The 22779-nt window shown below is 70.2% G+C and carries 14 protein-coding genes and 1 pseudogene; 2 read left to right on the top strand and 13 right to left on the bottom strand.

The annotated features are described in order from the left end of the window. Positions 1-842 precede the first annotated feature (842 nt). The 4 genes from HV826_RS25540 to HV826_RS25525 form a co-directional block, all read right to left on the bottom strand. Positions 843-1019, bottom strand: a complete 177-nt coding sequence (locus HV826_RS25540) for a hypothetical protein (protein ID WP_176419555.1) — start codon at positions 1017-1019, stop codon at positions 843-845. Between the two features lie 28 nt (positions 1020-1047). Further along, entirely contained in the window at positions 1048-2223 is a 1176-nt protein-coding gene (locus HV826_RS25535) for an SDR family oxidoreductase (RefSeq protein WP_176419586.1), read from the bottom strand. Between the two features lie 46 nt (positions 2224-2269). Continuing rightward, on the bottom strand, positions 2270-3571 hold the full coding sequence (locus HV826_RS25530) for an NTP/NDP exchange transporter (protein ID WP_255208341.1): 1302 nt from the start codon (positions 3569-3571) through the stop codon (positions 2270-2272). 95 nt (positions 3572-3666) lie between these two features. Next, a complete protein-coding gene (locus tag HV826_RS25525) occupies positions 3667-4971 on the bottom strand; it encodes a pyridoxal phosphate-dependent aminotransferase (protein ID WP_176419584.1) in 1305 nt (434 codons plus the stop codon). A 265-nt stretch (positions 4972-5236) separates the two neighbouring features. Here HV826_RS25525 and HV826_RS25520 point away from each other — a divergent pair, with 265 nt between their 5' ends. Next, positions 5237-5929, top strand: coding sequence for a hypothetical protein (locus tag HV826_RS25520; protein WP_176419583.1), 693 nt, complete (start codon positions 5237-5239; stop codon positions 5927-5929). A gap of 11 nt (positions 5930-5940) precedes the next feature. Here the strand turns inward: HV826_RS25520 and HV826_RS25515 are convergent, their stop codons facing one another. From HV826_RS25515 to HV826_RS25480, 9 genes and pseudogenes are all read right to left on the bottom strand, one after another. Further along, positions 5941-7905: a 4-alpha-glucanotransferase gene (locus HV826_RS25515; protein ID WP_176419582.1), complete on the bottom strand. Its 1965-nt coding sequence runs from the start codon at positions 7903-7905 to the stop codon at positions 5941-5943. Between the two features lie 84 nt (positions 7906-7989). Further along, on the bottom strand, positions 7990-11175 hold the full coding sequence (locus HV826_RS25510) for an efflux RND transporter permease subunit (protein ID WP_176419581.1): 3186 nt from the start codon (positions 11173-11175) through the stop codon (positions 7990-7992). Between the two features lie 43 nt (positions 11176-11218). Next, positions 11219-12433 carry an efflux RND transporter periplasmic adaptor subunit gene (locus tag HV826_RS25505; RefSeq protein WP_176419580.1) on the bottom strand — a complete coding sequence of 405 codons (1215 nt, stop codon included), beginning with the start codon at positions 12431-12433 and terminating at the stop codon, positions 11219-11221. A gap of 156 nt (positions 12434-12589) precedes the next feature. Continuing rightward, positions 12590-13660, bottom strand: coding sequence for an ADYC domain-containing protein (locus HV826_RS25500; RefSeq protein WP_176419579.1), 1071 nt, complete (start codon positions 13658-13660; stop codon positions 12590-12592). Positions 13661-13738: 78 nt separating this feature from the next. After that, entirely contained in the window at positions 13739-17563 is a 3825-nt protein-coding gene (locus HV826_RS25495) for a protein kinase domain-containing protein (RefSeq protein ID WP_176419578.1), read from the bottom strand. Between the two features lie 119 nt (positions 17564-17682). Then, entirely contained in the window at positions 17683-18144 is a 462-nt protein-coding gene (locus tag HV826_RS25490; RefSeq protein ID WP_176419577.1) for a response regulator, read from the bottom strand. Between the two features lie 160 nt (positions 18145-18304). Further along, on the bottom strand, positions 18305-19780 hold the full coding sequence (locus HV826_RS25485) for an Ig-like domain-containing protein (protein WP_255208340.1): 1476 nt from the start codon (positions 19778-19780) through the stop codon (positions 18305-18307). 45 nt (positions 19781-19825) lie between these two features. Further along, positions 19826-20131, bottom strand: a pseudogene (locus tag HV826_RS38130) (hypothetical protein); the annotation flags it as partial. Positions 20132-20395: 264 nt separating this feature from the next. After that, positions 20396-22042, bottom strand: coding sequence for a carboxypeptidase-like regulatory domain-containing protein (locus HV826_RS25480; protein WP_255217408.1), 1647 nt, complete (start codon positions 22040-22042; stop codon positions 20396-20398). Between the two features lie 259 nt (positions 22043-22301). On the opposite strand from HV826_RS25480, the gene HV826_RS25475 reads away from it, so the two are divergent. After that, positions 22302-22754: an HIT family protein gene (locus HV826_RS25475; RefSeq protein ID WP_176419575.1), complete on the top strand. Its 453-nt coding sequence runs from the start codon at positions 22302-22304 to the stop codon at positions 22752-22754. Positions 22755-22779: the final 25 nt, after the last annotated feature.

The raw sequence follows: 22779 nt of genomic DNA, 5'->3' as shown, positions 1-22779 counted from the left end.
AAATGCGCCCCTCCGACACCCCGTAAAACACGCCAGACACGCTGGCGCGCTCACGCAAGCAATTGGCGCGGAGGCGGAAAACTCCGTCCAGGGTCTGAGCCAGTATGCCCTTGTCGCCAGTCACTTCGGCGGACCGAACGGGGGGAAGAAGCATGTCGCACGTCGCGTATGGACCGGGCCGGGGGGCATCAGGGGGAAACACGAGGCTCGGTGCAGTGTCGCACGGCGACAAGGGGAGCAGGGCCACGGCTCAACGGCCGGGGCGCTTTTCCCGGGGGGAGTGGCTCGAAGCCACTGGGGGGGCTTTGGAGGGCATCGTCATTCCGGAGCTGGCCACCTTCGCGGGGGCGAAGCGGGCACAGCTGGCGGTCCTGGCGAATTCAGCCGTGACGGCAGCCATCCAAATCCAGTCGAGGGACGTAACGCGGGTGGCGTCCATGCGCCCGCAGACGTTCGGACGCGCTCAGACGCAGGCACGGCTGCGGGCCCTCTCAAGGCCCGCGGTGCCCTGGGACGCGGCAGGACAGGTGAAGGGGGGGCCTCGGCTCCCCCGAGTGACGGTGCTGGGGGGCGCCGGGCACGTACACCTGAAGGGGCCGTAAGCGGTGTAGGGGGAAGGTTTCACACGCAGTTTCGCTGGAGGGGTCCAAGGCCCTCCGGACACACACCAAGGGCGGGTAGGAGGACGGCGCCGCGGGGGCGGCAAAGTCTGTGGATGGGGGACCCGGGGTCACGCTCGCCAGAGGGGGAGGGCGAACCCGATAGATGGGTCGAAATCCGGGGGATGCTCCGAGTCCATCGGGGCATCCCTCGTTGCTTTGCGGGGTACCCGGCCCGTGTACTCACGCCGCCTGCAGCACGGGCGTGCCACGGGCGCGGAGGAGGGGGGATGCGGCGTCCGTCAGCAGGTCGGGCGTCATGATGGCCTTTCCCCCAGGCAGCGAGCCGCGCTGCCCCACCCTTCGTGCCAAACCGGCGTCCTTGAACGCAAGGACGGGCGGTGGGAGGAGGCGCTTCACCCGCCCCTCCCCGCGCTCGGGGGCTCGCTCAGCCCGCGGTGGCGGTGCCGCGCTCCTGGTGCCACGCGGCCAGCACTTCCTTCTCCCGCTCGGCGGACAGGCCGGAGCGCGGCTTCGCCTGCCGCTCGGGCGGCAGCGTCTTGAACCAGGCCAGCGTTTCGCGAATCGTCTCCGTGGCCGGGCGGAACGTGAGGCCCGCCGCCAGCGCCTTGGCGATGCTCACCTTGCCAATGCCTCCCTCTTCACCGTTGCGCGGCATCCAGGCGGGCATGTCCGACCACGCCTCCACCGTGTGCTTCGTGAGGAAGTCGGCGTCCACCCACGTGAAGCGCGCGTCGCTGCCCAGGGCCGTCTTGTTCGCCTCCAGGAAGTCCCGCATCAGCAGCTCCTGGCTGGGGCCGGTGGCGTTGAAGATGCCAGTGACGCGGCGCTCCACGGAGCGGATGACGAACGCCGCCAGGTCGTGGACGTCAATGAACTGCAGGGGGTCCTGCCCATCGCCGGGCGCCAGCACCTCACCGCCGCGGGCCACGCGCAGCGGCCAGTAGGTGAAGCGGTCGGACGAGTCATCCGGCCCGACGATGAGGCCCGGCCGCACGTTGAGGACGCGCCCCGGGAGGGCGGCCTCGGCGGCCTGCTCGCACAGCGCCTTCAGCGCGCCGTAGTGCTTGTCCACCTCTTCGTTCGCCGGGTCCTCCATCGTCGCGACGGCGGCCGTCTCGTCGAGCCCCTGCCGTGACAAGTCCTTGTAGACGGAGATGGAGGACACGAAGGTGTAGTGCTGGACGTGAGGGGCCAGCAGCTCCGCGGAGGCGCGCACGACGCGCGGCACATAGCCGGAGGTGTCCACCACCGCGTCCCACTCGCGGCCCTCCAGCGCCTTCAGGCCCGCGCCCTTGTTCGGGTCGCGGTCACCCGCGAGCTTCTCCACGTCCGGGAAGAGGCCCGGGTTCGTCTTGCCCCGGTTGAAGAGTGTGACGGTGTGGCCGCGCGAGCGCGCGAACTCCACCAGCGCCGGCCCCAGGAACGCGGTGCCGCCCAGGATGAGGAGGCGCAGCGGCGCGGCGGGCGCGGAGGCCTGCTCCCCCTGCCCCTGGGTAGACGACGCGGCGGCACCGGACGTGCCCGTGGTGGCGCACCCCATGGCCCAGAGCGAGCCGGCCGCGGCCGCTCCCTGAATCACACTCCTGCGAGACAGCGTCATGCGGGACTCCTCCTGCGTGTGTGGACTGACTGCGTGTGGATAACCGCTAGCGGGCCGCGGCCTCTTCGGACACCGGCGCCTCGGGCGCGGCGGCGGGGACCACCGGCTCCGCCTGCCGCCGCTGGTGACGCGCGAGGTACAGCGACACGCCCAGCCACAGCCCGGCCAGGGGCACCGCCGCCAACGACAGGCCCGTCATGCCCAGGCCCAGCTTCGTGAGGCCGCCCTGGAGCCAGGCGCTCACCGTGTCGCTGCCGCGGTACACCACCGTGTCGATGAAGCTCTTCGACTTGTAGCGCGCCTCGCGGTCCACGGTGGTGAAGAGGACCTCGCGCGAGGGCCGCTCCAGCGCATAGTGGCTGGCGCCGCGCACCGCCTTGAACAGGATGAGCACGGTCAGCACCGGCATGGCCGCCAGCCCCAGGAAGCCCAGGCCCGTCACCACCGGCGCCACGGCGAGCCCCGCCCCCAGCCCCAGCCAGGAGATGACGCGCCCGGTGACGAGCGTCTGCAACCCCAGCGTCGCCAGCTGCACGTAGAAGTCGATGTCACCGAAGAGGGCGGTGCGGCTGGCCGCATCGTTGCCCATGGCGGCGACGAGCCGCACCTCCTGGAAGTAGAGGAACGTGGAGGTCGCCGCGTAGAGCAGCACCTGGAGCCCCAGCGCCAGCAGGAACGGCGACGTCACGATGAGCCGCAATCCCGCGAGCACGCCGCCGCCCAACGGGCCCTGCGCCGCGGCGGGCTGATGCTGCACGTCCTGGGCCCAGCCGCTCAGCCGGCGCACGCACTGCGCGCTCACCTCCAGCAGCACCACCGAGATGAGGATGAGGTTCACCGGACCCACCGGCTCGGCGAGCCGTCCCACCAGGAAGGGCCCCACCAGCATGCCCGTGGTGCCCCCCGCGGCGATGAAGCCGAAGAGCCGCTTGCTCTGTCCGCTGGCGAAGACGTCCGCCATGAAGCTCCAGAAGATGGAGACGACGAACAGGTTGTAGACGCTCAACCAGACATAGAAGACGCGCGCCACCGTCTCCCGCGCCACCCCGAGCTTCAGCACCACGAAGAAGCCCAGCAGGTTGAGCAGGAAGAAGCGGTAGACGCGAGGAATCACCACCCGCCGGGGCCAACGCGACACCAGCGCGGAAAAGGCAGGCACCGCCGCGAGCATCACCAGGAAGGTGGCGGTGAAGAGCCAGTCCAAGCCCTTCACGCTGCCCGCCGTGCCCATCTCATTGCGGATGGGCCGGAGGATGGCATAGCCACACATCAGCGTGAAGAAATACAGGAACGACCAGCGGACGGCGCCGACCTCCTCGTCCCGAACATCCACGAATCGCCTGAGCATGGAGGAATTCACGTGAGCGGCCCAACGAGGCCCCGGGCAACGTATTCCCAGGACCGCCATGATGGAACGAGCGCGGCGGAAAGATGTTGCGAGGATTACGCGCCGGCGGAGAGGACCTCGCGGAGCGCCGCCTCCACCCGGGGCAGCGTCTCCTCGATTTCCTTCACCGACGTGGCCCCCACCGACAGGCGGAACCACCCCGTGTCCGCGTCCAGGCCGAAGGCCTGGAAGGGCACCACGCCCAGGTTTGCCTTCTCCAGCAGGAGCTTGCGGATGTCATCGTTGGAGCGCAGGCCCCCCTTGCCCACCAGGTCGAAGCGCACCGACAGGTAGATGGCGCCCTGCGGCGCGATGTGCTGGACCGGCAGCCCCGCCTCGCGCATGCGCGTGAGCCCCTGGTGCAGGGCCTCCAGCCGCGCCTCCACGGCCTTGCGCATCCCCTCCAGGAAGGTCTCCGTCGCCGCGGTGTCGTCGAGGTAGCGCGCCACCGCGACCTGCTCCGCCTTGGGGGCCCAGGCGCCCACGTGGCCGAGCACGTCCCGCATGCGGGCGATAATCGTCGGCGGCCCCACGCCCCAGCCCACGCGCACGCCCGTGGCGGCGAAGGCCTTGGAGATGCCATCCACGAACACCGTGTACGGCGCCACCTCCGGCACCAGCGACACCGGCGTGACGTGCCTGGCCGCGCCGAAGCTCAGCACCCAGTAAATCTGGTCGTACATGAGGATGAGCGGCTTGCGGCCCTGCTTCTCGCGCTCGCGGTTCTCCGCGACGACGCGCTCGCAGATGGCGCCCAGCGTGTCCGGCTCAATCATGGTGCCGGTGGGGTTGAGCGGGCTGCACAGGCACAAGAGGCGCGCGGCGCCCAGGTGCGGCGCCAGCTGCTCCACGGTGGGCATGAAGCCCCGCGCGGCGTCCGTCACCACCACCGCGCTCTTCGCGTCCATCATGTGCGCGTAGTGGTTGTTGTTCCACGAGGGCACCGGGTAGACGACCGTCTCCCCCGCGTCCAGCACGCTGCGGTACGTGCTGTAGATGATGGGCCGCGCGCCTCCCGCGATGACGATGCCCTCCAGCGGGTACTTCAGGCCCAGGGAGCGCTCGTAGAAGCGCTGCACGGCCTGGCGGAGCTCCAGCACGCCATCCGACGGCGGGTAGTTCGTCTCTCCCGCCTGGAGCGCGGTGGTGATGTGCGTCTTCAGCGCGTCGGGGATGGGGAACTCGCGCGGGTTGAAGTCGCCCACCGTGAGGTTGCACACCTTCTGGCCCTTGGCGACCCGCTCGCGAATCTCCGCCGCGATGCGGAGGATTTCGCTGCCGACGATGCCACGCGCCATCGTTCCCACGGTGGCGTCGTCCTTGGAGGGACGGGGAAGAGAGGTCAGGTCGAGGGGGGCCATGCGAGGGTGCTCTCCGGTTCGTGCGCGTTCGGGGGCCGCGCGGGCAACTTGCGGCGCGGACGATAGTCGCGGCCCCACCGTCCTGTGTCATGCATTCGTGGTGACGGAGACCCTCCGGGGCAACCGGCCCTCCGTGGAAATTTCCAGCGCTTCCGGGGCCGTCCAAAGGTGTTCGCCTTGCCCGCTTTCCCGTCGTGACACTGGCCCCCGGACCGCCGCCCGTGCGAGACGATGGGCCGAACTCGCAGGCCCTGGCAGGAGGGGAATGATGACGCGGTCCGGACGGAGGATGACGTCGCTGTGGTTGGCCGGGTGTCTGGCATTCGCCGGGTGCGCCAAGAAGGAGGAGCCCGCCGCGGCCCCCACCGGCGCGCAGCCCCAGCCCGAGGTCCAGGCGCCACCCACCTCGCCGCCCCCGGGCACCCTCCCGCGCGAGGGCGAAGCTGCCGCCAGGCCGCCCGTGCACACGGCCTCCATGGGTGACAATGAGACCGAGCCGCCTTCGCATGCGCCCGCGAAGAACCGCGAGTGGACCACCACCCCGGTGTCACTGAAGCGGCGCCCGGCCCAGTCGGTGACGCTGCGCTCGGTGCGCGCCGGCACGCATGCGGACTTCGACCGCGTGGTGTTCGAGTTCGACGGGCCACAGGTCCCCGGCTACCAGCTCCAGTACGTGGACAAGCCCATCATCCAGTGTGGCTCCGGCGACGAGACGCCCCTGGCCGGCAAGGGCTTTCTCCAAGTCACGCTCTCACCCGCGCGCGGCCATGACGACCAGGGCCGCGCCACCGTGGCCGCGCTGGAGCTGAAGCCCAGGCTGCCCACCCTGCTGGAGCTGGTGCGCACGTGTGACTTCGAGGCCGAGGTGACGTGGGTGCTGGGCACCAAGGCGCCCAACGACTTCCGCGTCATGGAGCTGAGCGAGCCCACCCGCCTCGTGGTGGACGTGAAGCACTGAAAGCCCAGGCGTCACCCGGCCCGCAGCGCGCGGGCCAGCGCGTCCAATCCCTCCAACAGGCGCTGGTGCCGCGCGCGGGCCAAAGCGCCCTGGGCCCGCAGCGCCATGGCGAGCGCCGCGGGCAGGTTCACCGCGGCGTCCGCCTTCAGCCGCTCGCGGTACTGCCGCGCCCAGTCCTGGGGCACGCGCAGGGACCAGTTGCGCTCGTCCACCGTGCCGGGCGCGTTGTACGTCTCCGGCATCCCGAGCAGGTCGGTGAAGAACATCATCACGTTGCGCGCGCGGCTGGCGAACAGGTCCGCCACCTTCGCCTGCGCCAGCCGCCCCGGGCTCGTGGACAGCTCGCGCGCGAAGGCCTCGCGCTCGGAGGGCTCGGGGCACAAGCGCGCGGCCAGGTACTCCGCCTGCGCGCGCAGCGTGCCCTTCCATTGCCAGTCCGCCACCAGGCGCCACAGGGACTTCGTGTCGTGGTTGCCCACCATCACCCAGTCCTCCGGGCCCACGTTCTCACTGCGGTACACGTCCGCCGGGTCGTGCAGGTCCGCCTTCTGCGTCACGCGGAAGCGGCCCAGGCCGTACTGCGCCAGCACGCGCTCCAGCGGGTACGGCAGCGTGCTGAGCACCTCCGCGAGCAGGTCCCCCAGCTGCCGCCCATTACGGCGCGACGCCTCCACCACCGTGTCGAAGAGGACGCTATAGCGGCGCACCTGTTCGGGCGAGAGGTCCTTCACCCAGCGGTCCGCGTAGCGCGACACGGCGCGGTCCACCTGCTCCGGGTGCACGAGCGCGAAGCGCGCCAGCGCCGGGTGGTCCGGCAGGTCCGGTGACGAGAAGAGCCGCGCGCCATGTTGCACGGACCACAGCGCGTCCGGCAGGTCCGCGCGGTACACCCACGGGCACACCAACCCGTGCGGGTGGTCCAGCCGCAGCCCGTCGTACTCGCCGAGCATCTTGTCCATGCGCGCGTTCATGAAGCGCAGCACGGGCCCGTTGCGGCTCCCGGCGTTCGCTCCGGCGTCGTCCGGCTCGAAGTACTGCTCCGGGTCCATCACCGGATAGTTCCACGGCTGGCCGTCCGGGTTCGTCCGGCTGGGCGGCGCGCCCATGAGGTAGGTGCGCAGGAAGAGGCCCTGCCAGGCCCACGCGTCGCGCGGAGACAGGCCAATCTGGAGGTCGCCGTACAGCTTCAGCCGCCACGCGGCCACGCGCTCGCGCAGGCCGTGGTGCTGCGCGTGGACCAGGAACTGACAGAAGGCGTAGCGCTCCAGCGTGTCCGCGTAGCGCAGCTCCAGCTGCGTCAGGCGCGCGACGGCCGCCGCTTCCTCCTCCGGGCGGGGATTCCACAACCGCCCGTCCAGCGAGTCCGCCCAGCGCCGCCAGTCCGGCTCGCGCTTCTCCTCGCACAGCACGTCGAAGAGGGCGTCCCGCACCAGCCAGGCCCGGTGCTGCTGACGGAAGGTGTCGAAGCGCGCGGCCAGCGCCCGGATGGACGGAGCGGCGTCCGGCGCCGCGCGCTTCTGCTGGAACGTGCGCCACGCTTCGTTCAGCAGCGTGGTCTGCGCGCGGAAGGCCTGGCGGAAGCGCTCGCCGGGGGGCAGCGCCTGGGGACGGCTGGCGGCGAGCTGCGCCACGCGGCCCGGGGGCAGCAGCGCGCCCCAGGGCTCGGCGGCCTCCAGCGGCGCGAGCGCCACGTTGAGGAGGTTTCGCGAGAAGAGCGTGCCGTCATACGGCGAGGCGTTGAACTCCGTCACCTGCCCCTGCGGCCCCAGTTGGATGCCGTTGAAGCCCAGCTCCCGGGAGAACGCGAGGAAGCGCGCCGCTCCTTCCGAGTACGGCGAGCCCCAGCCCGTGTCCTCTTCTGGAAGGCTGGGGAAGCTCGGGTCGTGGATGCTGAGCACCCAGTTGCGGACGTCGAGCGCGGCCAGGGCTTCAGTGACGAGTCGATGGTGATTTTCAGGCAGCAAGGCGCGAGACATGGCGGAAGGGGCTGACCCTACGGCCCCTGGCGCGCTGCGCCAACCGTCCTGTCGTCCTGAGTCCGCCCGTTCGTTGCCGAGCCCTCAATCGTGCCGGGCCTGAGGGGCGGGCCGGGGCTCTCCACGGCCGCCGCCTGGGGCGTGGGGCCGCTGTTCGGGAGGCTTCATCCGGAAGAGCTTGCGCAGCACGCGGGTGGCCCACGTCCGGCCGTCCACCAGGATTTCGTACACCGTGGGAATCACCAGCAGCGTCAGCAGCGTGGACGTCACCGTGCCGCCAATCACCGCGCGTCCCAGCGGCGCGCGGAAGTCGCCACCCTCGCCCGCGCCGATGGCCACCGGCACCATGCCCGCCACCAGCGCGAAGGTCGTCATGATGATGGGGCGCAGACGGATGCGGCCCGCTTCGATGAGCGCCTCGCGCAGGGGCATGCCCTTCTCGTGTGACCACTTGGCGAAGTCGATGAGGAGGATGGCGTTCTTCGCCACGATTCCCATCAGCAGCATGATGCCGATGAGGCTCATGAGGTTGAGTGTGTCGCCCGTGAGCAGCAGCGCCAGCACCACGCCGATGAGCGACAGCGGCAGCGAGAGGAGGATGGCCAGCGGGTCCAGGAAGGAGCCGAACTGGATGACCAGGATGAGGTACATCAGCATCAGCGCCATGCCGAGCGCGATGAACACGCGCATGAACACCTCGGCCTGGTCCGCGGACTCGCCGCCCGTCGTCAGCGTGTAGCCCGGCGGCAGCTTCACGCCGTCCAGCCGCTCCTGGATGTCCGCGCCCACCTCCGACAGCGAGCGCCCCTGCACGTTCGCCTGCACGTTGATGACGCGCTCACGGTTCAGGTGCGTCACCTGCGCCGGGCCCAGCGTCTGGCGGATGTCCGCCACCTGCCCCAGCGGCACCAGTCGGGGCGGTCCGCCCGCCGCCGCGCCCACGGAGATGGGCAGCCGCGACAAGTCGTCGGGGTTGTCACGCGCCGTTGGCGCCAGCCGCACCATGACGTCCCTTGTCTCGCCAATGGGGTCCACCCAGTCGCCCACGTCCAGGCCCGCGAAGGCTGGCCGCAGCACCTGGGCCACCTGCCCCACCGTCACGCCGAGCTGTCCGGCGAGCCCGCGGTTCAGCTCCACCTCCAGCTCCGGCTTCTGCCCTCGCGTGGACAGGCCCACGTCCACCGCGCCGGACACCTGCGCCACTTCCTCCTGGACCTGCTGCGCCAGCTGCGTGAGCACCCGCTGGTCCGGTCCGCGCAGCTCGTATTGGAGCTGCTTGAAGGCGCCGCCGAAGCCCGAGGTGAAGACGGAGACGGTGGCGCCGCCGATGCGCTTCATCTCCTCGCGGAACTGGACGCCCAACGCGTCCTGGCTCACGTCGCGCTCCGCCTTGGGCGTCAGCCGCACGTACACCAGGGCCTGGTCCACGCCGGGCGCGCTGAGCGCCAGGGGCACGCCGATGGTGGCGTAGGTGTAGTCCACCTCGGGATGGGCGCGCAGGGCGCGCGTCACCTCGTCCACCTTGCGCCGGGTGTACTCCAGGCTGGAGCCCGGCGGCGTCTCCACCAGCAGCTCCACCTCCGCGCGGTCGCTCACCGGTACGAAGCCCGCGCCGCCCACCGTTCCCTGGAGCACCAGCGCGCCCACCAGCGAGCCCACCGCCACCAGCACCATCACCAGCCGGTGGTCCAGCGCCCAGGCGATGACGTGTTTGTAGCGCTCCGCCTGCCGGTCGAACCAGGCGTTGAAGCGGCTCAGCGTCCGGGTGATGAAGCCCGGGTTCTTCTTCGGCGGCTCCGGCCAGTACGCGCTCAGCATCGGGTCCAGCGAGAAGGACACGAACAGCGACACCAGCACCGCGCAGGCGATGGTGAGGGCGAAGGGCTTGAACCACTGGCCGGCCACGCCGTACATGAAGGCCACCGGCACGAAGACGGCGACGATGGAGAAGGTGGTCGCCGACACCGCGAGGCCAATCTCCGAGGTGCCCTCGCGCGACGCCGTGTAGTGGTCCTTCCCCATCTCCACGTGGCGGACGATGTTCTCCCGCACGACGATGGCGTCGTCGATGAGGATGCCGATGGCCAGCGTCAGGCCCAAGAGCGACATGGTGTTGAGCGTGAAGCCAAAGGCCCACACGCTGATGAAGGACGCCAGCACGCTCACCGGCAGCGCCAGGCCGGTGATGACGGTGGAGCGCCACGAGTTGAGGAAGACGAAGACGACCAGCACCGTGAGCAGCGCGCCCTCCACCAGCGCGGACTGCACGTTGTCCACGGCGTTCTCCACGCGGACGCCGGCGTCGCGCACGATTTCGAGCTTCACGCCCGCGGGGAGCCGCCCCTGGAGCGCCCGCACCCGCGCACGCACCGCGTCCGCGACCTCGGTGGTGCTGTAGCCCCGGGTCTTGAGCACTTCGATGCCCACCGCCTGGGCGCCGTTGAAAAGCGCCAGCGTGCGCGGCTCCTCGGCGCCGACGAAGACGTCCGCCACCTGCTCCAGGCGGATGGCCTGACCGTTGCGCGAGGCCACCACCATGCGCCGGAAGTCCTCCACCTTCTCCAGCCGGCCCTTGAGGCGGATGGACTCCTCCCGCAGCGGCGCGTTGATGCGGCCCACCGGCGCCGCCAGGTTCTGCGCCTGGAGCGCCGCCACCACCTCTGCCACCGACAGGCCCGCGGCCTGGAGCGCCGCCGGCTTGAGCTGCACCGTCATCTCCCGCGCCACGTCACCCACGACCTCCGCCTGGGCGACGCCAGGCACCGAGCGCAGCTCGCCCACCACCGTCGGGTCCGCCACCAGCGACAGCGCCGCGACGTCCAGCCCTTCCGACGTGAGCGTCAGGGACACGATGGGCTGGTCCGCCGGGTCGAAGCGCGTGAGGATGGGCTCCTCCATCTCCTGCGGCAGGTCCGCGCGCTTGCTGGAGATGGCGTCCCGGATGTCCTGCGTCGCCTCCTGGATGTCCTTCTCGAAGTCGAAGAACACCGTGAAGGACGCCAGGCTGTCGGTGGCGATGGACGTCGTCTCCTTCGGGTCCACGCCGCTGATGGCGAAGATGGCGTCCTCGATGGGCTCGAGGATTTCCCGCTCCACCGTCTCCGGCGAGGCGCCGGGATAGACGATGGTGACGCTCACCACCGGGGGCTGGATGTCGGGGAACTCGTCGGTCTCCAGCAGTCCCAGCGACACGAGCCCGAAGACCACCAGCGCCAGCATCGAGGTGATGGTGATGATGGGACGCTTGATGGCGAAGTCGGAAATGAACACGGACGTGACTCCAGGCTTGGAGCAAGGGTGGGACGGCGCGGCCTCACGGCGTGGGCTGCCGCGCTCCAGACGAGGGCGGCGGTGCCTCCGAGCCGCCAACGCCGGGCCCCGGCTCCCCCACGGGCTTCGAGTCTGGACGCGGGGGCGACACCTTCACGCGCGCGCCCTCCGTCACCTCGCTCCGCGCGGCGCCCAGCAGCACCACGTCGCCGTCCTCCAGTCCTGAGCGGACCTCGACCTGACGCGCCACCTCGTCGCGCAGGCCCAGGGTGACCTTCACCCGCTGCACGCGCCCCTCCTGGATGCGCAGCACGGCGAGCTCGGTCCCTGTGTCGTCGATGGCGTCGATGGGAATCGCGACCGCCTGCGTGCCCTCCGAGGCGACGCACCCCTCCGCGAAGAGCCCCGCCAGCAACTGGAGGTCCGTGTTGGGGATGGCCACGTAGAGGCGAACCTGGCCGGTGGCCGGGTCCACCACCGGGTTGATGCGCTCCACCGTGCCGCGGAAGGCGCGGTCCCCGTAGCCCGTGACGCGGAACTCCACCGGCGTGTCCACCCGCACCTGTTCGAGCTGCGCGGCGGGCACGGAGGCCTCCAGGCGCAACGTGCGCGGGTCCACCACCGTGAAGAGCGGCGCGCCAGGCTGGACGACGTCGCCCGCGCTGGCCTGCCGCTCACTCACCACCCCCGCGAAGGGCGCGGTGACTCGCGCGCGGTTGAGCTGCTCCCGCGCCAGGGCATGCCGGGAGCGCGCCTCCGCGAGCTGTCCCTTGGCCTGCTCCATGGAGAGCTCCGCCCGCTCGAAGTCGCGCTGGGTGATGACCCCCGCCTTGGACAGCCTCGCGGCGCGCTCCTGCTCGGCCTCGGCCACCCGGAGCGCGCTGCGGGCCGTGCGGACCGCCGCCGACGCCGCGATGAGCTGGTCCTTCAGCGTGACGTCCTCGATGCGCGCCAGCTCCTCGCCCTTCTTCACCACCTGGCCCTGCTGGGCCTTGATGTCGAGGACGGTGCCGCCCACCTCCGCGCGCACCGCCGCCGCCGTGCGCGCCTGCAGGTTGCCGGAGATGCCAGGGCCGGAGCGCAGCTGCCGCACCTCGGCGCGGGCCACGTTCTCCTGGCCCAGCGTCACCTTCAGTTCCTCTTGCTGAGGCGCGGGCGCGGCTTCCTCGCCCTTGCGGCAACCGGACAGGGCGCAGAGCCCCATCAGCATCCCCGCCGAGGCTCCGCCGAAGACCTGTCGTATTCGAGCCCGTCTCACAGCGCGTCTCCCATCTCCGCCCCCCAACGGCGAGCCGCCTAACCATGGTGTCGGCCCCCTGCCCCCGGTAGCCGTTGACAACGACGTCTACCGCCAGCAAGCAGGCCGGGCTGACGGGCTGGCGAGCCTTCTCAGGCGCGCCAGGGCGGACCGTGCCTACGGCGCGGGAGGCACCTCGCTCATGATGAGCGTGCCGGCCTGGAAGTGGGCCCACTTGCCGCACTGGGTGCGCGGCGTCTGCTCCGGGCAGCTCACGGCCTGCGCCGCGCGCGTCGTCTGCGTGAAGCAGCGCGCACCATTGGCGTCCCACTCGGCCTCGTGCAGCCACGCCTCCGTATCCGTCTGCACGTTCACGCCGTCATGGAGGTTCACCCACTGGCCATCCGTGGTGTGTGACGTGCCGTCGCCGCAGAAGTCCGCGCGCACCATGCGCGTGCACGCCTGGTGGTGGTCCGCCAGGCTCAGGCCGTCCGCCGTGGTGCCCCAGGGCCGGTAGCCGAAGCGCACGCACTTGGCGATGGCCGCCCCCTCGCAGGCGAAGGTGAAGCGCGCGGCGTCATCCACCTTCGCGCCGCCGCCCGGCTCGCCCTCGCGATAGTCCCACCGACCCGCCACGGGGATGGCGCCCAGCGCGGCGCCGTCCGCCGCCGCGCACGCGGGCCTCCAGAGCGCATCCGCCGCGTCGTAGTAGGAGACCTGGTACGCCCAGACGTCCGCGTCCGCGCCCGCGCCAGGCTCGATGCCGTCGACGCGCAACTCCACGGTCTCCCCACTGCCCAGGTTGCCGATGAAGCGCGCGCCCAGGAAGGCCTGGCCGGACACCGGGCCGCTGGAGGCGACGCCGTGGAAGACGCTGCCCTCCAACCGCACCGCGCCCAGCACTTCCTCCGCGATGCGGGCACCCGCCAGGTCCACGGACACGAGCAGCTGTCCCAGCTCGGGGGTGTTCAGGTTGCGGCCATTCAGGTTGCGGCCATTCAGGTTCCGTCCGTTCGGTGCCGCCAGCTCCGCCACGCCTGAGCGCAGCGCCACCGGCTCCGACTCCGTCACGTTGCCCGCACACCCCACCATGCCCACCGCGCTGACCAGCGCAGCCACCGTCTGCTTCCAAGCGCCCATCACCGACCACCCTCCCGGCCCGACCACGACGGCAATGTCCGCAGCGGCCCCCCGCCCAGCAACTTGCGCGAGCCCCCGCAGGCACTTGCTTCGTCCACTGCGCATCACCCGCCCAAGACGTCAGGGCGGACACAGGGTTCCTCCGTCCGGTAGCGCGCGGAGCGGATGTAGGGCAGGCAGGCGGGTTTATGGGTGCGCGGTGGATGCCACGTCCGCGCACACCCGCATGCCCACCGTCACGTCACGCAGGGACGGCTCCGGCAGCTCGCGGTTGGAGACGCGCGCCGAGGTCGCCGCGAAGGCGAAGCTGCCCCCACGCGCCACGGCCTTGCCCGGCTCCAGCCAGGAGCGGGTCCACTCCCACACGTTGCCGGACATGTCGTCCACGCCGAAGGGACTGCGCGATGCGGGGTGACTGCCCACCTCGTCGGGGCCGAAGCCTCCGGGCTGCTTGCCGTAGGTGGTGTCGATGTTGGCGTCGTCCGGGGCCAGGGTGTCGCCGTGCGGGTACTCACGCCCGTCCACGCCGCGCGCCGCGCGCTCCCACTCCAGCTCCGAGCAGAGCCGAGCGCCGGGGACCCGGCCGCTCTCCGACAGCCACACGGCATAGGCCTCCGCGTCCGCGAAGGTGATGCCGCTGACGGGGAAGCGCAGCCAGTCCTGCGCCGCGCGCGAGGTGCGGCGGGCGTAGCGCAGCGGCTCCCCGGCCCGCGCCACGTAGGGCTCGCTCCCCGGCTGGAAGCGCAGCCGCCAGACGCCGTCCACCTGTCCCAGCGCGAGCAGCCCCGCGTAGCCGCCCGTGCCCACGCGCGGTAGCCGCTGTGCGCGTTGCTCGGACGGCAGCGACTCCACGTAGGCCAGCCACTCCGCATACGTCACCTCGTGCCGGGCCATCAGGAACGCGGGGACGTCCACGGGGTGCAGCGGGACGGCGTTGAAGAACTCACGCACGCTGGCCTCGGCCGCGCTGCCGAACTTCACCTCGCCCGGCGGCACGAAGACGAAGCCCTCCGGCACGCTGCCCACGCGCGGCAGCGGCACGCCGAGCCGCCGCGCCTCGCCTCGCCGCAGCAGCACCCACTGCACCACCGGCTCGTAGCCGAGCGCGCGCGCGGAAATCTGGTACGTGCCCGGCGCCACCTCCGCGTCCAGCCAGCGCCCCGGGTCCGCTTGCAGGGGCGCTCCCAGCCGATACGCGCCCTGCGCAGCTCGCGTCAGCGGGCGCAGCTCCACCTCCGCGCCTGGAACGGAGGTCTCCAGCGTGAGGCGGGCCGCTTCGTTCCAGCGCCGCCAGCGCGTGCCCGCCGTGTCGTAGAGCCGCAGCCGCTGGAGCAGCGCGGGCAGCGTCGCGGCGTCTTCGGCCTGCTCGGCCCACAAGGCGCGCTCGTAGAGGAAGTCCGCCAAGGCCTCGCGCACGTCGGCGCGGCCGGGCGCCAGCGCCAGGGCGCGCTCCAGCCGTCCGGCCACCTCGTCGAAGCGGCCTCGAAGCTGTCCCGCCTGCGCACCGGCCAGGCTCCAGTGCCGGTCCGCCTCGGCGCGCTGGCCGGTGTCGTAGAGACGGAAGGCCGCGGCGCGCTCGGCGCTCAGCGTGGCCCAGTCCTGACGGACGGCGCTCAAGGCCTGGGCCGCCTGGCCGAGCTCGTCGCGCACCTGCTGGTCCAGGCTCCACCGCTCCCTCAGCTTGAGCCCGCCGTAGACGAGCCCCAGGGACACGACGAAGCCCACCACCAGCGCATGCCGCGTCCGCCGGCTGCGCACCATGGTGCGGCGCGAGGCCTTCAGGAAGTCGCGCTCGCGGCGGGTGAGCTCTCCCGTGTCGAGCACCTGCGTCTCCTCCAGCTGACGCGGGCCCCACAGGGCTTCGCTCGGGAAGCCCAGCTTCTCCCAGTGCGCGGCGGCGGCCTCCAGCCGGGCTTGGACTTCGCGGCGCTCGGAGGCTTCGGTCAGCCAGCGCGCCAGCGTGCCCCAGCCGGAGAGCAGCGCCTCGTGGGCCAGCTCGTAGGACGTGCCCTCCTGGGCCTCGCGCGCCACGAGCAGCCGCGCGTGCACCAGCGCTTCCAGGGCGGCGCGGTAGCGCGCGTCGTCGCCCACCAGCTCGCGGTCCGTCTTGCGCGCGCGGGTGCCGTCCGCGGTGACGAGCCGCAGGAGCACGCCCCGGGCCGCCACTCGCTGGTCCGGCAGCAGCCGGGCCACCGCGGCATCCGCGTGCCGCGCGAGCGCGCCCTCCACGCCGCCCAGCGAGTCGAGCACCGCCTGCGTCATGACACCGGCCGCCGCGTCGCGCGCCTCCCACAGCTCGGCCAGCGCGAACTGGAGCACCGGCAGCCCGCCCTCCGCCGCGGACAGCGTGGAGGTGACGAGCGCGTCCACCAGCGCGTCGGACTCGAAGCGCACGCCCTTCACGCGGGCAGGGCCCGTCACCGCCTCCCGCGTCTCCTCGGGCGACAGGGCGCGCAGCAGGTACAGCGCGCGCGGCACCTCCGCGCCCAGCCCTGGCACGGCGGACAGCCGGGTGAGGAAGTCGCTGCGCCCCGTGGCGAGCAGGCGCACGCCGCTGGCACCCTCCGCGAGCGCGCCCAGGGCCTGTCCCGCGGCTTCCGCCTCGGCCCGCGGCGCCAGCGTCACCAGCTCCTCGAGCTGATCCACGTAGACGAGCAGCCCCTCCTGGGCGCCCAGCTTCACGCGGAGCCGGCGCACCAGGGACGTGGGCTCGGCGCGCAGGGCCTCGGCAAGGGGCTCCTCTTCCGTGTCCAGCACGGGCGCGAGCGCGGTGGCCAGGGCCGCCAGGGGCCTGCGGCCCGGCACCAGCCGCACGCCGCGCCAGCGACGCCCGTCCTCCAGGCCCCCTTCGGTGACAGCGGGGAGCAGCCCGGCGAGGCACAGGGAGGACTTCCCCACGCCCGAGTCGCCGGTGATGAGCAGGAAGGGCTCCGAGCGCATCCGCTCCAGCACCGCGCGCTGCTCGCGGCGGCGGCCGAAGAAGACGGCGCGGTGCTCCGCCTCGAAGGCCTGGAGACCACGATAGGGATTGCCCTCCGGCACCGCCTGGACGGTGTCGTCGCGCGTGAGTGCGTCCAGGGCGTCGAGCAGCTGCGAGGCGGTGGCGTAACGCTCGGCGGGCTCGCGACGCAGACACTTGTCGATGACGGCGGCGAGGTCGGCCTCCACGCCGGGCACCACCCGGGCCAGGGGGCGCGCATCCCGGTGGCGCACCCGCTCAGAGAGTTCGCGCCATGGCACGTCCCGGAAGGGGCCCTTGCCCGCGCACAGCTCGTACAGGACGACGCCCAGGGAGTACACGTCACTGCGCGCCGTCAGCGCCTCGCCCGCCCAGGCCTCCGGGGACATGTAATACGGCGTCCCCACCAGCGAGCCGCGCGGCAGCGAGGGAAGGAAGACCCCGTCCAGCGAGCGCGCGCCCAGGTTGGGGCTGGCCTCCGGGTCCAGGTCGGGAGGCAGCTCGGGTGGCGGAGTCCCAGAAGCGGGCGTCGCGACCTCCCCCGCCCCCGCGGCCCGGTCCAGGAGCTTCGCGAGGCCGAAGTCGAGCAGCTTCACCTCGCCAGCCTCGGTGAGCACGGCGTTGCCGGGCTTGATGTCCCGGTGCAGCACCCCGCGCCGGTGCGCGGCGCTCAGGCCCCGCGCCAAATCCCGCCCCATGGCCAGCACGCGCTCCCAGGGCTGGGGCTTGGGCAGCCGGTCCAGGCTCATCCCCCGGATGAACTCGGAGACGAGGTAGGGCTGCTCCTCCAATTGCCCCACCCGGTAGAGGGTGACGACATTGGGGTGCTGGATGCGCGCCGCCGCCCGGGCCTCCACCAGGAACCTCGCCAGGGCGTTGGGCCCCAGGGCGGGGATGAACTTCACGGCGACGGGGCGCTCGAGCAACGTGTCATGGGCCAGGAAGACCCGCCCCGTCCGCCCACGCCCGATGGCCCGCACAAGGCGGTACTCGTCGAACTCCTGGGGAGGAGTCCACGCATCAGGAGGCGGCGAGGCGGCCGGAGAGCCCACACCCCGTGCCTATGCATCCGTCCGCCAGGGGTCAACTGAACGGGCCGCGAGGGAGGAGACTCCAGGACGCCAGGGCCGCTGGAGTGTCCGTTGCCGAGCAGTGGCGGTGTCCTTGGGCGCTAGCCGCCCCGGACCTTCCCCTTGCTCGGCTTGAGCATGTTTCGGATCTTGTTCTCCAAATCCTGCGGCAGGCAGGGCTTGGCGACGAACTCGTCCGCCCCGGCGTCCCGGGCGTGCTCCGCGTTCCCCGCGAGCACATGGCCGGTGAGCGCCATGACGGGGATGTCCCGGGTGCGGGAGTCCTGTTTGATGCGCCGCGTCGCCTCCCAGCCGTCCATGACGGGGAGGGACAGGTCCATCAGGATGATGTCGGGCTCGCCCTCGCTGGCCTTCTCCACCGCCTCCACGCCGTTGCGGGCGGTGTCCACCTCGAAGCCGACGAACTCCAGGTACTCCGCGTACATCTCCCGGGCGTCATCGAAGTCGTCCACCACGAGCACGCGCTTCTTGTTCCCGCCCGCCGCGGGCTCCTTGGCGGCTGGCAGGTCTTCTGCCTGGACTGTCATCGCCGTGCTCTTCATGGGACAGACGCCTCTCGGGGTTGGAACGGGCGTTAGGCAATCTATACACGCCCCTCCCGACGTGCCCACCCCACCCCGCTCTTCAACGAATGCGGACCGGAGTGCCAGCGCGTGTTCATTGGAGGACAGGTGGAGTGGACGGTGGAACGTCGGCTGGGGCTCAGTTGTTGGAGCGGTAGACGTAGAGGTAGCTCTGGCCGGGAGTGCCTTCGGACTCTTCGATGCGGGCCAGGACAAGTTGGCCCTGAGCGTCCAGCGCGACGACACTGTGACCGACGGGGACCCTTCCTGGCACTGGGCGCAGCAAACCACCCAGTGGTCCCCAGGCAACGCCGTCCCAGCGGCGGACGTAAGAAACCCAAGGCCCATCGGCAATCTCAGGCTCGCCGAGCACCGCAAGCAACCGGCCCTGCACATCGACACTGAGCCCCCCGATCAGGGCATCCGTGGCACCAGGAAACAAGCCGCCCGCATGCGTACCAAGACGAGCCCACTCAGTCCCATCAAGTCGCTGGACGCCTCCAGCCCGAGCTCCATGCATATCCGAATACGTGACGACCTGAATCAGGTTGTCCTCCCCATCAAGGCCGTGTCCGCGGAGCAGCCCATTGGTGGGCGTCACCAGGGACTCCCACGCGCCGCCATTCCACCTGTGAATGTACGTCTTCGTATCGATCCCGCCCGGATTGGACTCAGCCCAGACAACGATCGGCCGTCCCTGCGCATCCAGCATCAACTCCACATGAGAGACATTCCAGGCGGCGTCGACCTTGAGAGCCCCTCCGAGCGGCACCCAATCAGTTCCTCCCCAAGCCAGGACGGAAACCTGGGATTCCTGATTCGATTTCTTCTCCCGGAAAGCCATCGCCATGTCGCCACGGGCGTTCGCCTTGAACTGTAGAATTTCGATGATTCCCTGCGACAGGCGCGCCTCGACTGGCCTCCCCACGAGAGTCCACTGGCTTCCCGACCAGTGGCGGACATGAACATTGACATACCCGGCCGCCGTCCCTTCCGTCCAGGCTACGACTGGGTTTCCGTCCGGAGAGCTCTGGAGCACATATGAGTAAACATATGTCTCACCGCCATTCGCATCCAGTACATCTCCCAGCCGCTCCCATGAAGTCCCATTCCACCGCCTGACATGGACGCCCCAATTTCCTGGCCTGGCGCCACTAACAAACGAAACAATCGAGCTGCCAGTTGCGTCAAACGCAAGCGATGGAAAATACACAGTGGGGTATTCAGCAGGCTCAGCAACAAGACCGCCACCCATGGAGAGATAGGCCGGGTACGTCCAATCCCAGGAGTCCACAGGGCCAACAAGTGCGTTTCCTGCTACGTCCGCCACCGAATCAGTGAGCGTCACGGACATCGTCGTATCGACCGGAACCGCGTCCAGAGGCCGCAACGTCAGCGAAGTACGTTCTGCAGAAAGCAGCAATTCCACAGGAACCTCAATGCCATTCGACCAGAGCTTCACGGACTCGGTCGTGACAGAGCCAGGCTCAATAGGCTCGGAAAATACGGCCTGGATGGGATGGCGAACCAAGGCCGTCTGAGTCCCTGGCAAGGGTGATTGTAAAAGAAGCCTCGGTGCCTTCCGGTCCACGGTGAGCGTGCTCGCATCGCTCATGAGCCTGCGTTCTCCGATGGTGACCCTCGCAGCGAAGCTATGAGTCCCCTCGTCCAATGCCTGCGTGCTCCAGCGCAGTTCGTAGCGCGGTGGAGGCAGCAAGGCGACCGGATTCCCGTCGATGAACAGCTCAACAGCGTCCGGAGCATCCCCTGTCACGGAGGCACGAACCCCTACGTCTCCATTCGTCACGGTCCGCGACAGCTCAAGCGTCACTGCGGGAGTGGATGACCCCGCATCCGCCACAGGACCTGCGTCAGGCGAGTTAGCAACAACATCGACTTCAGGCACATTGATACATGCCAAGAACAGGGAACTGAAACACACTGCCCAAATTCGTATAGAGCCCATTTGTCCTACTCGGGCATGCAGCAGCCATTCCCAGGAAAGGCGGGCTTTGCTGCCCCAAAGGCTTGGATATTCGATGACTTACAGGGCAGGAGCCGTCCGAGCCCACCCGAGGCACACCACACCTTGGACCCTGGGTCCGGGTAGGTGGACTCTTTCTCCGACCGGTGTACTTCAAAGCCGAAACACAACACCCCCGCGGGGCAATGCCCCACGGGGGTGTCTGTTCAAGCCCAAACGTCTAGCGAAGCAGACGTGCCTGAGAACTCACGGCAGGGCGGGAGGAGCAGGATGCACGCCAATCCCCGTGATGGCCACATCGCTCGCAAGAGGCTGGCCCCAGACGTTCTCGTAGGTCCCGCTGATCCCGCGACTCCCCAGCTTCGAGAAGCCCACCGTAATCTCGGTTCCAAGCAGATTGGGGTTGTTCGGCCCAGCATAAATGAAGCGGAACCGAGAGCTGTATCCCGACCTGATGATTGGGAACACAGGGTTTTGGATAGGCGTGGTGGTATACAGCGGGACTATCGGCTCGGCCTCGAGCAGGTCGAATCCCGTCAGGAAGCCCTTTTCACCTTGCGAATCGCCGAGCGTGCCGCTGTTGTTCAAGTCGATGTTGAAAAAGACTTGAACGAGCTCCCCAGTCGCGACTTTGCTCGCAATTGGATGCGTGAAGTAAACATAAACATATTCACCGACATTCAATTGACCCGAAGTCGGGAGTGTCAGTGATGTTTCATGGTACCGCACCTCCGCGATAGCCGTCGGCTGCTGCGGTCCACGCGGCTCACCCGCGAAGAAGAAGCCCCGCGAGCTGAACAGTGAGCCGCCCTCGGCGGACACCGCGCGCACGTCCAGGTTGTACTCCTTCCCCTCGACGATGGGCCCGGGGTTGACAGTCGCGCTGTATCCGCCGTTGTTCACGGTCGCCGTCACGCCCAGCGATTCACGCGCATCCTCGTTGGTCATGCGCACGAGCAGCGAGTCCTGCTGGATCGGCTGGTTGAAGAACACGTGGATGGGCTCGCCGGGGCGGACCAGGTTGCGCAGCGGGTGCAGGTCAGCGGCGGCGCCCCGCAGGCTGGCCACGTTGCTGCTCTCGATGCTCAGCGGCACGTTCTGCGGCCGCGAGTACGGCAGGCTGATGAGCCGCGTGGTGCCGTTGGCCACCACCTCGGCCCCAGAATACGTGCTGACGTAGCCGCCCGTCTCCGGGACGCCGTCGCCGTTGCTGTCCATGGGCGACACCCACAGCTTGTACTGCCCGGCGCCGTTGCGCAGGCGCGCCAGCTCCGACGCGCTCGGGATGCCCGTGAAGGAGAGCAGGCCCTGCTCGTTCGCGGTCGCCTCCACCACGACGGAGCTCACCATGGACGAGGATTGGTCACCGTTGTTGATGGACCCCGCCGGCGTGGCCTCCAGCGTCGCCCGGGTCCCCGCCGCGGGACGGCCCGTCGGCGTCACCACCAGGAAGTTCAGCGTGCCGTCCAGCCGCGTCAGCGTGATGGGGCCGAAGCTCGCGTTGCCGTTGTTGATGGGGACATTGCCCGCCGTCGTCGGCACCGTCGCCTGCGCGCGCAGCGTGGCGTAGCCCGCCTTGGAGAACGTCAGCAGCACCTGCGCGCCGCCCGGCACGTTCGTGTAGGTGAAGTTGCCCTTCGCATCCGAGAGGGCCGCCACCGGCTCCGCGGAGCTGCCGATGGTCATCTCCACCGTGACATCGCCCAGGGGCTGCAGGTTCGTGCTCAGCACCTGACCCGACACCGTGCCCTTGGGATTGGCCGGCGTCACCACCGTCACCGAGTCAGGTTCACGCACGCCGTCCGCGATTCCGTCTCCGTCCGCATCAACCAGGTCGTCGCCACAACCGAACGCCAGGAACGGAACCACGGCCATTACCAGATGCTTCTTCATCTTCCCCGCCTTGAAAGAAAAGTCCCCAAGTATCACCGCCTCGACATTCCACGAGGCACCAGCCGGACACTCTCCGACACTTGCCCGTTCCGTCAAGAAGCCCCCCTTGATTCAGGGCCGGTTCTCATCCGCCGAGACGCCCGGGGCCGGGTGTGTCACGGATCACTCGGAGAACCCCGTATGCCCTCAGCGACATGAGTCACCGTTGACCCAATCGCGTGACCCACCCGGGCCTTCCCCGGGCTGCTAGCGTGAGCCCATGCCGGATGTCTTGGATGTGAATGCCCCCTGTCTCGGCTGCGCCATCGTCCGCGGCGCGACGAGGCCCGTGGGAGGCGTCATCGCGCGCGCGCCGGGGCTGGTGCTGCATGGCGTGGCGGGCCCCAGCCCCGTGCCCGGCTGGGTCGTCCTCTCCAGCGCCCGGCATGCGCGCGCCTGGTATGACCTGGAGCCGGACGCGGCGAGCGAGCTCGGCCCCTTCGCCGCCCGGGTCATGCGCGCCCAGCGCGAGGCGCTGGGCGCCGAACACGCCTACGCCTTCGCCATTGGCGATGTGCTGCGCCACTTCCACCTGCACCTCGTCCCCCGCTATCCCCACACGCCGCAGCGGCTCTGGGGCCGCGCCGTCTTCGACGCTCCCTCCGCCGACCACCTCCCCGCGCGGGAGCTGGAGGCCGCGGCCCAGTCGCTCGCCGCCGCGCTGGCGGAATGAAGGCCCGGGCCCAGGGCCACCCTCG

Origin of the sequence: Myxococcus sp. AM010, from assembly GCF_013372585.1 — a bacterium.
GTDB lineage: Bacteria > Myxococcota > Myxococcia > Myxococcales > Myxococcaceae > Myxococcus > Myxococcus vastator.
The sequence above is the reverse complement of the archived record's forward strand: the minus strand, read 5'-3'. Positions and strand labels throughout refer to the sequence as shown.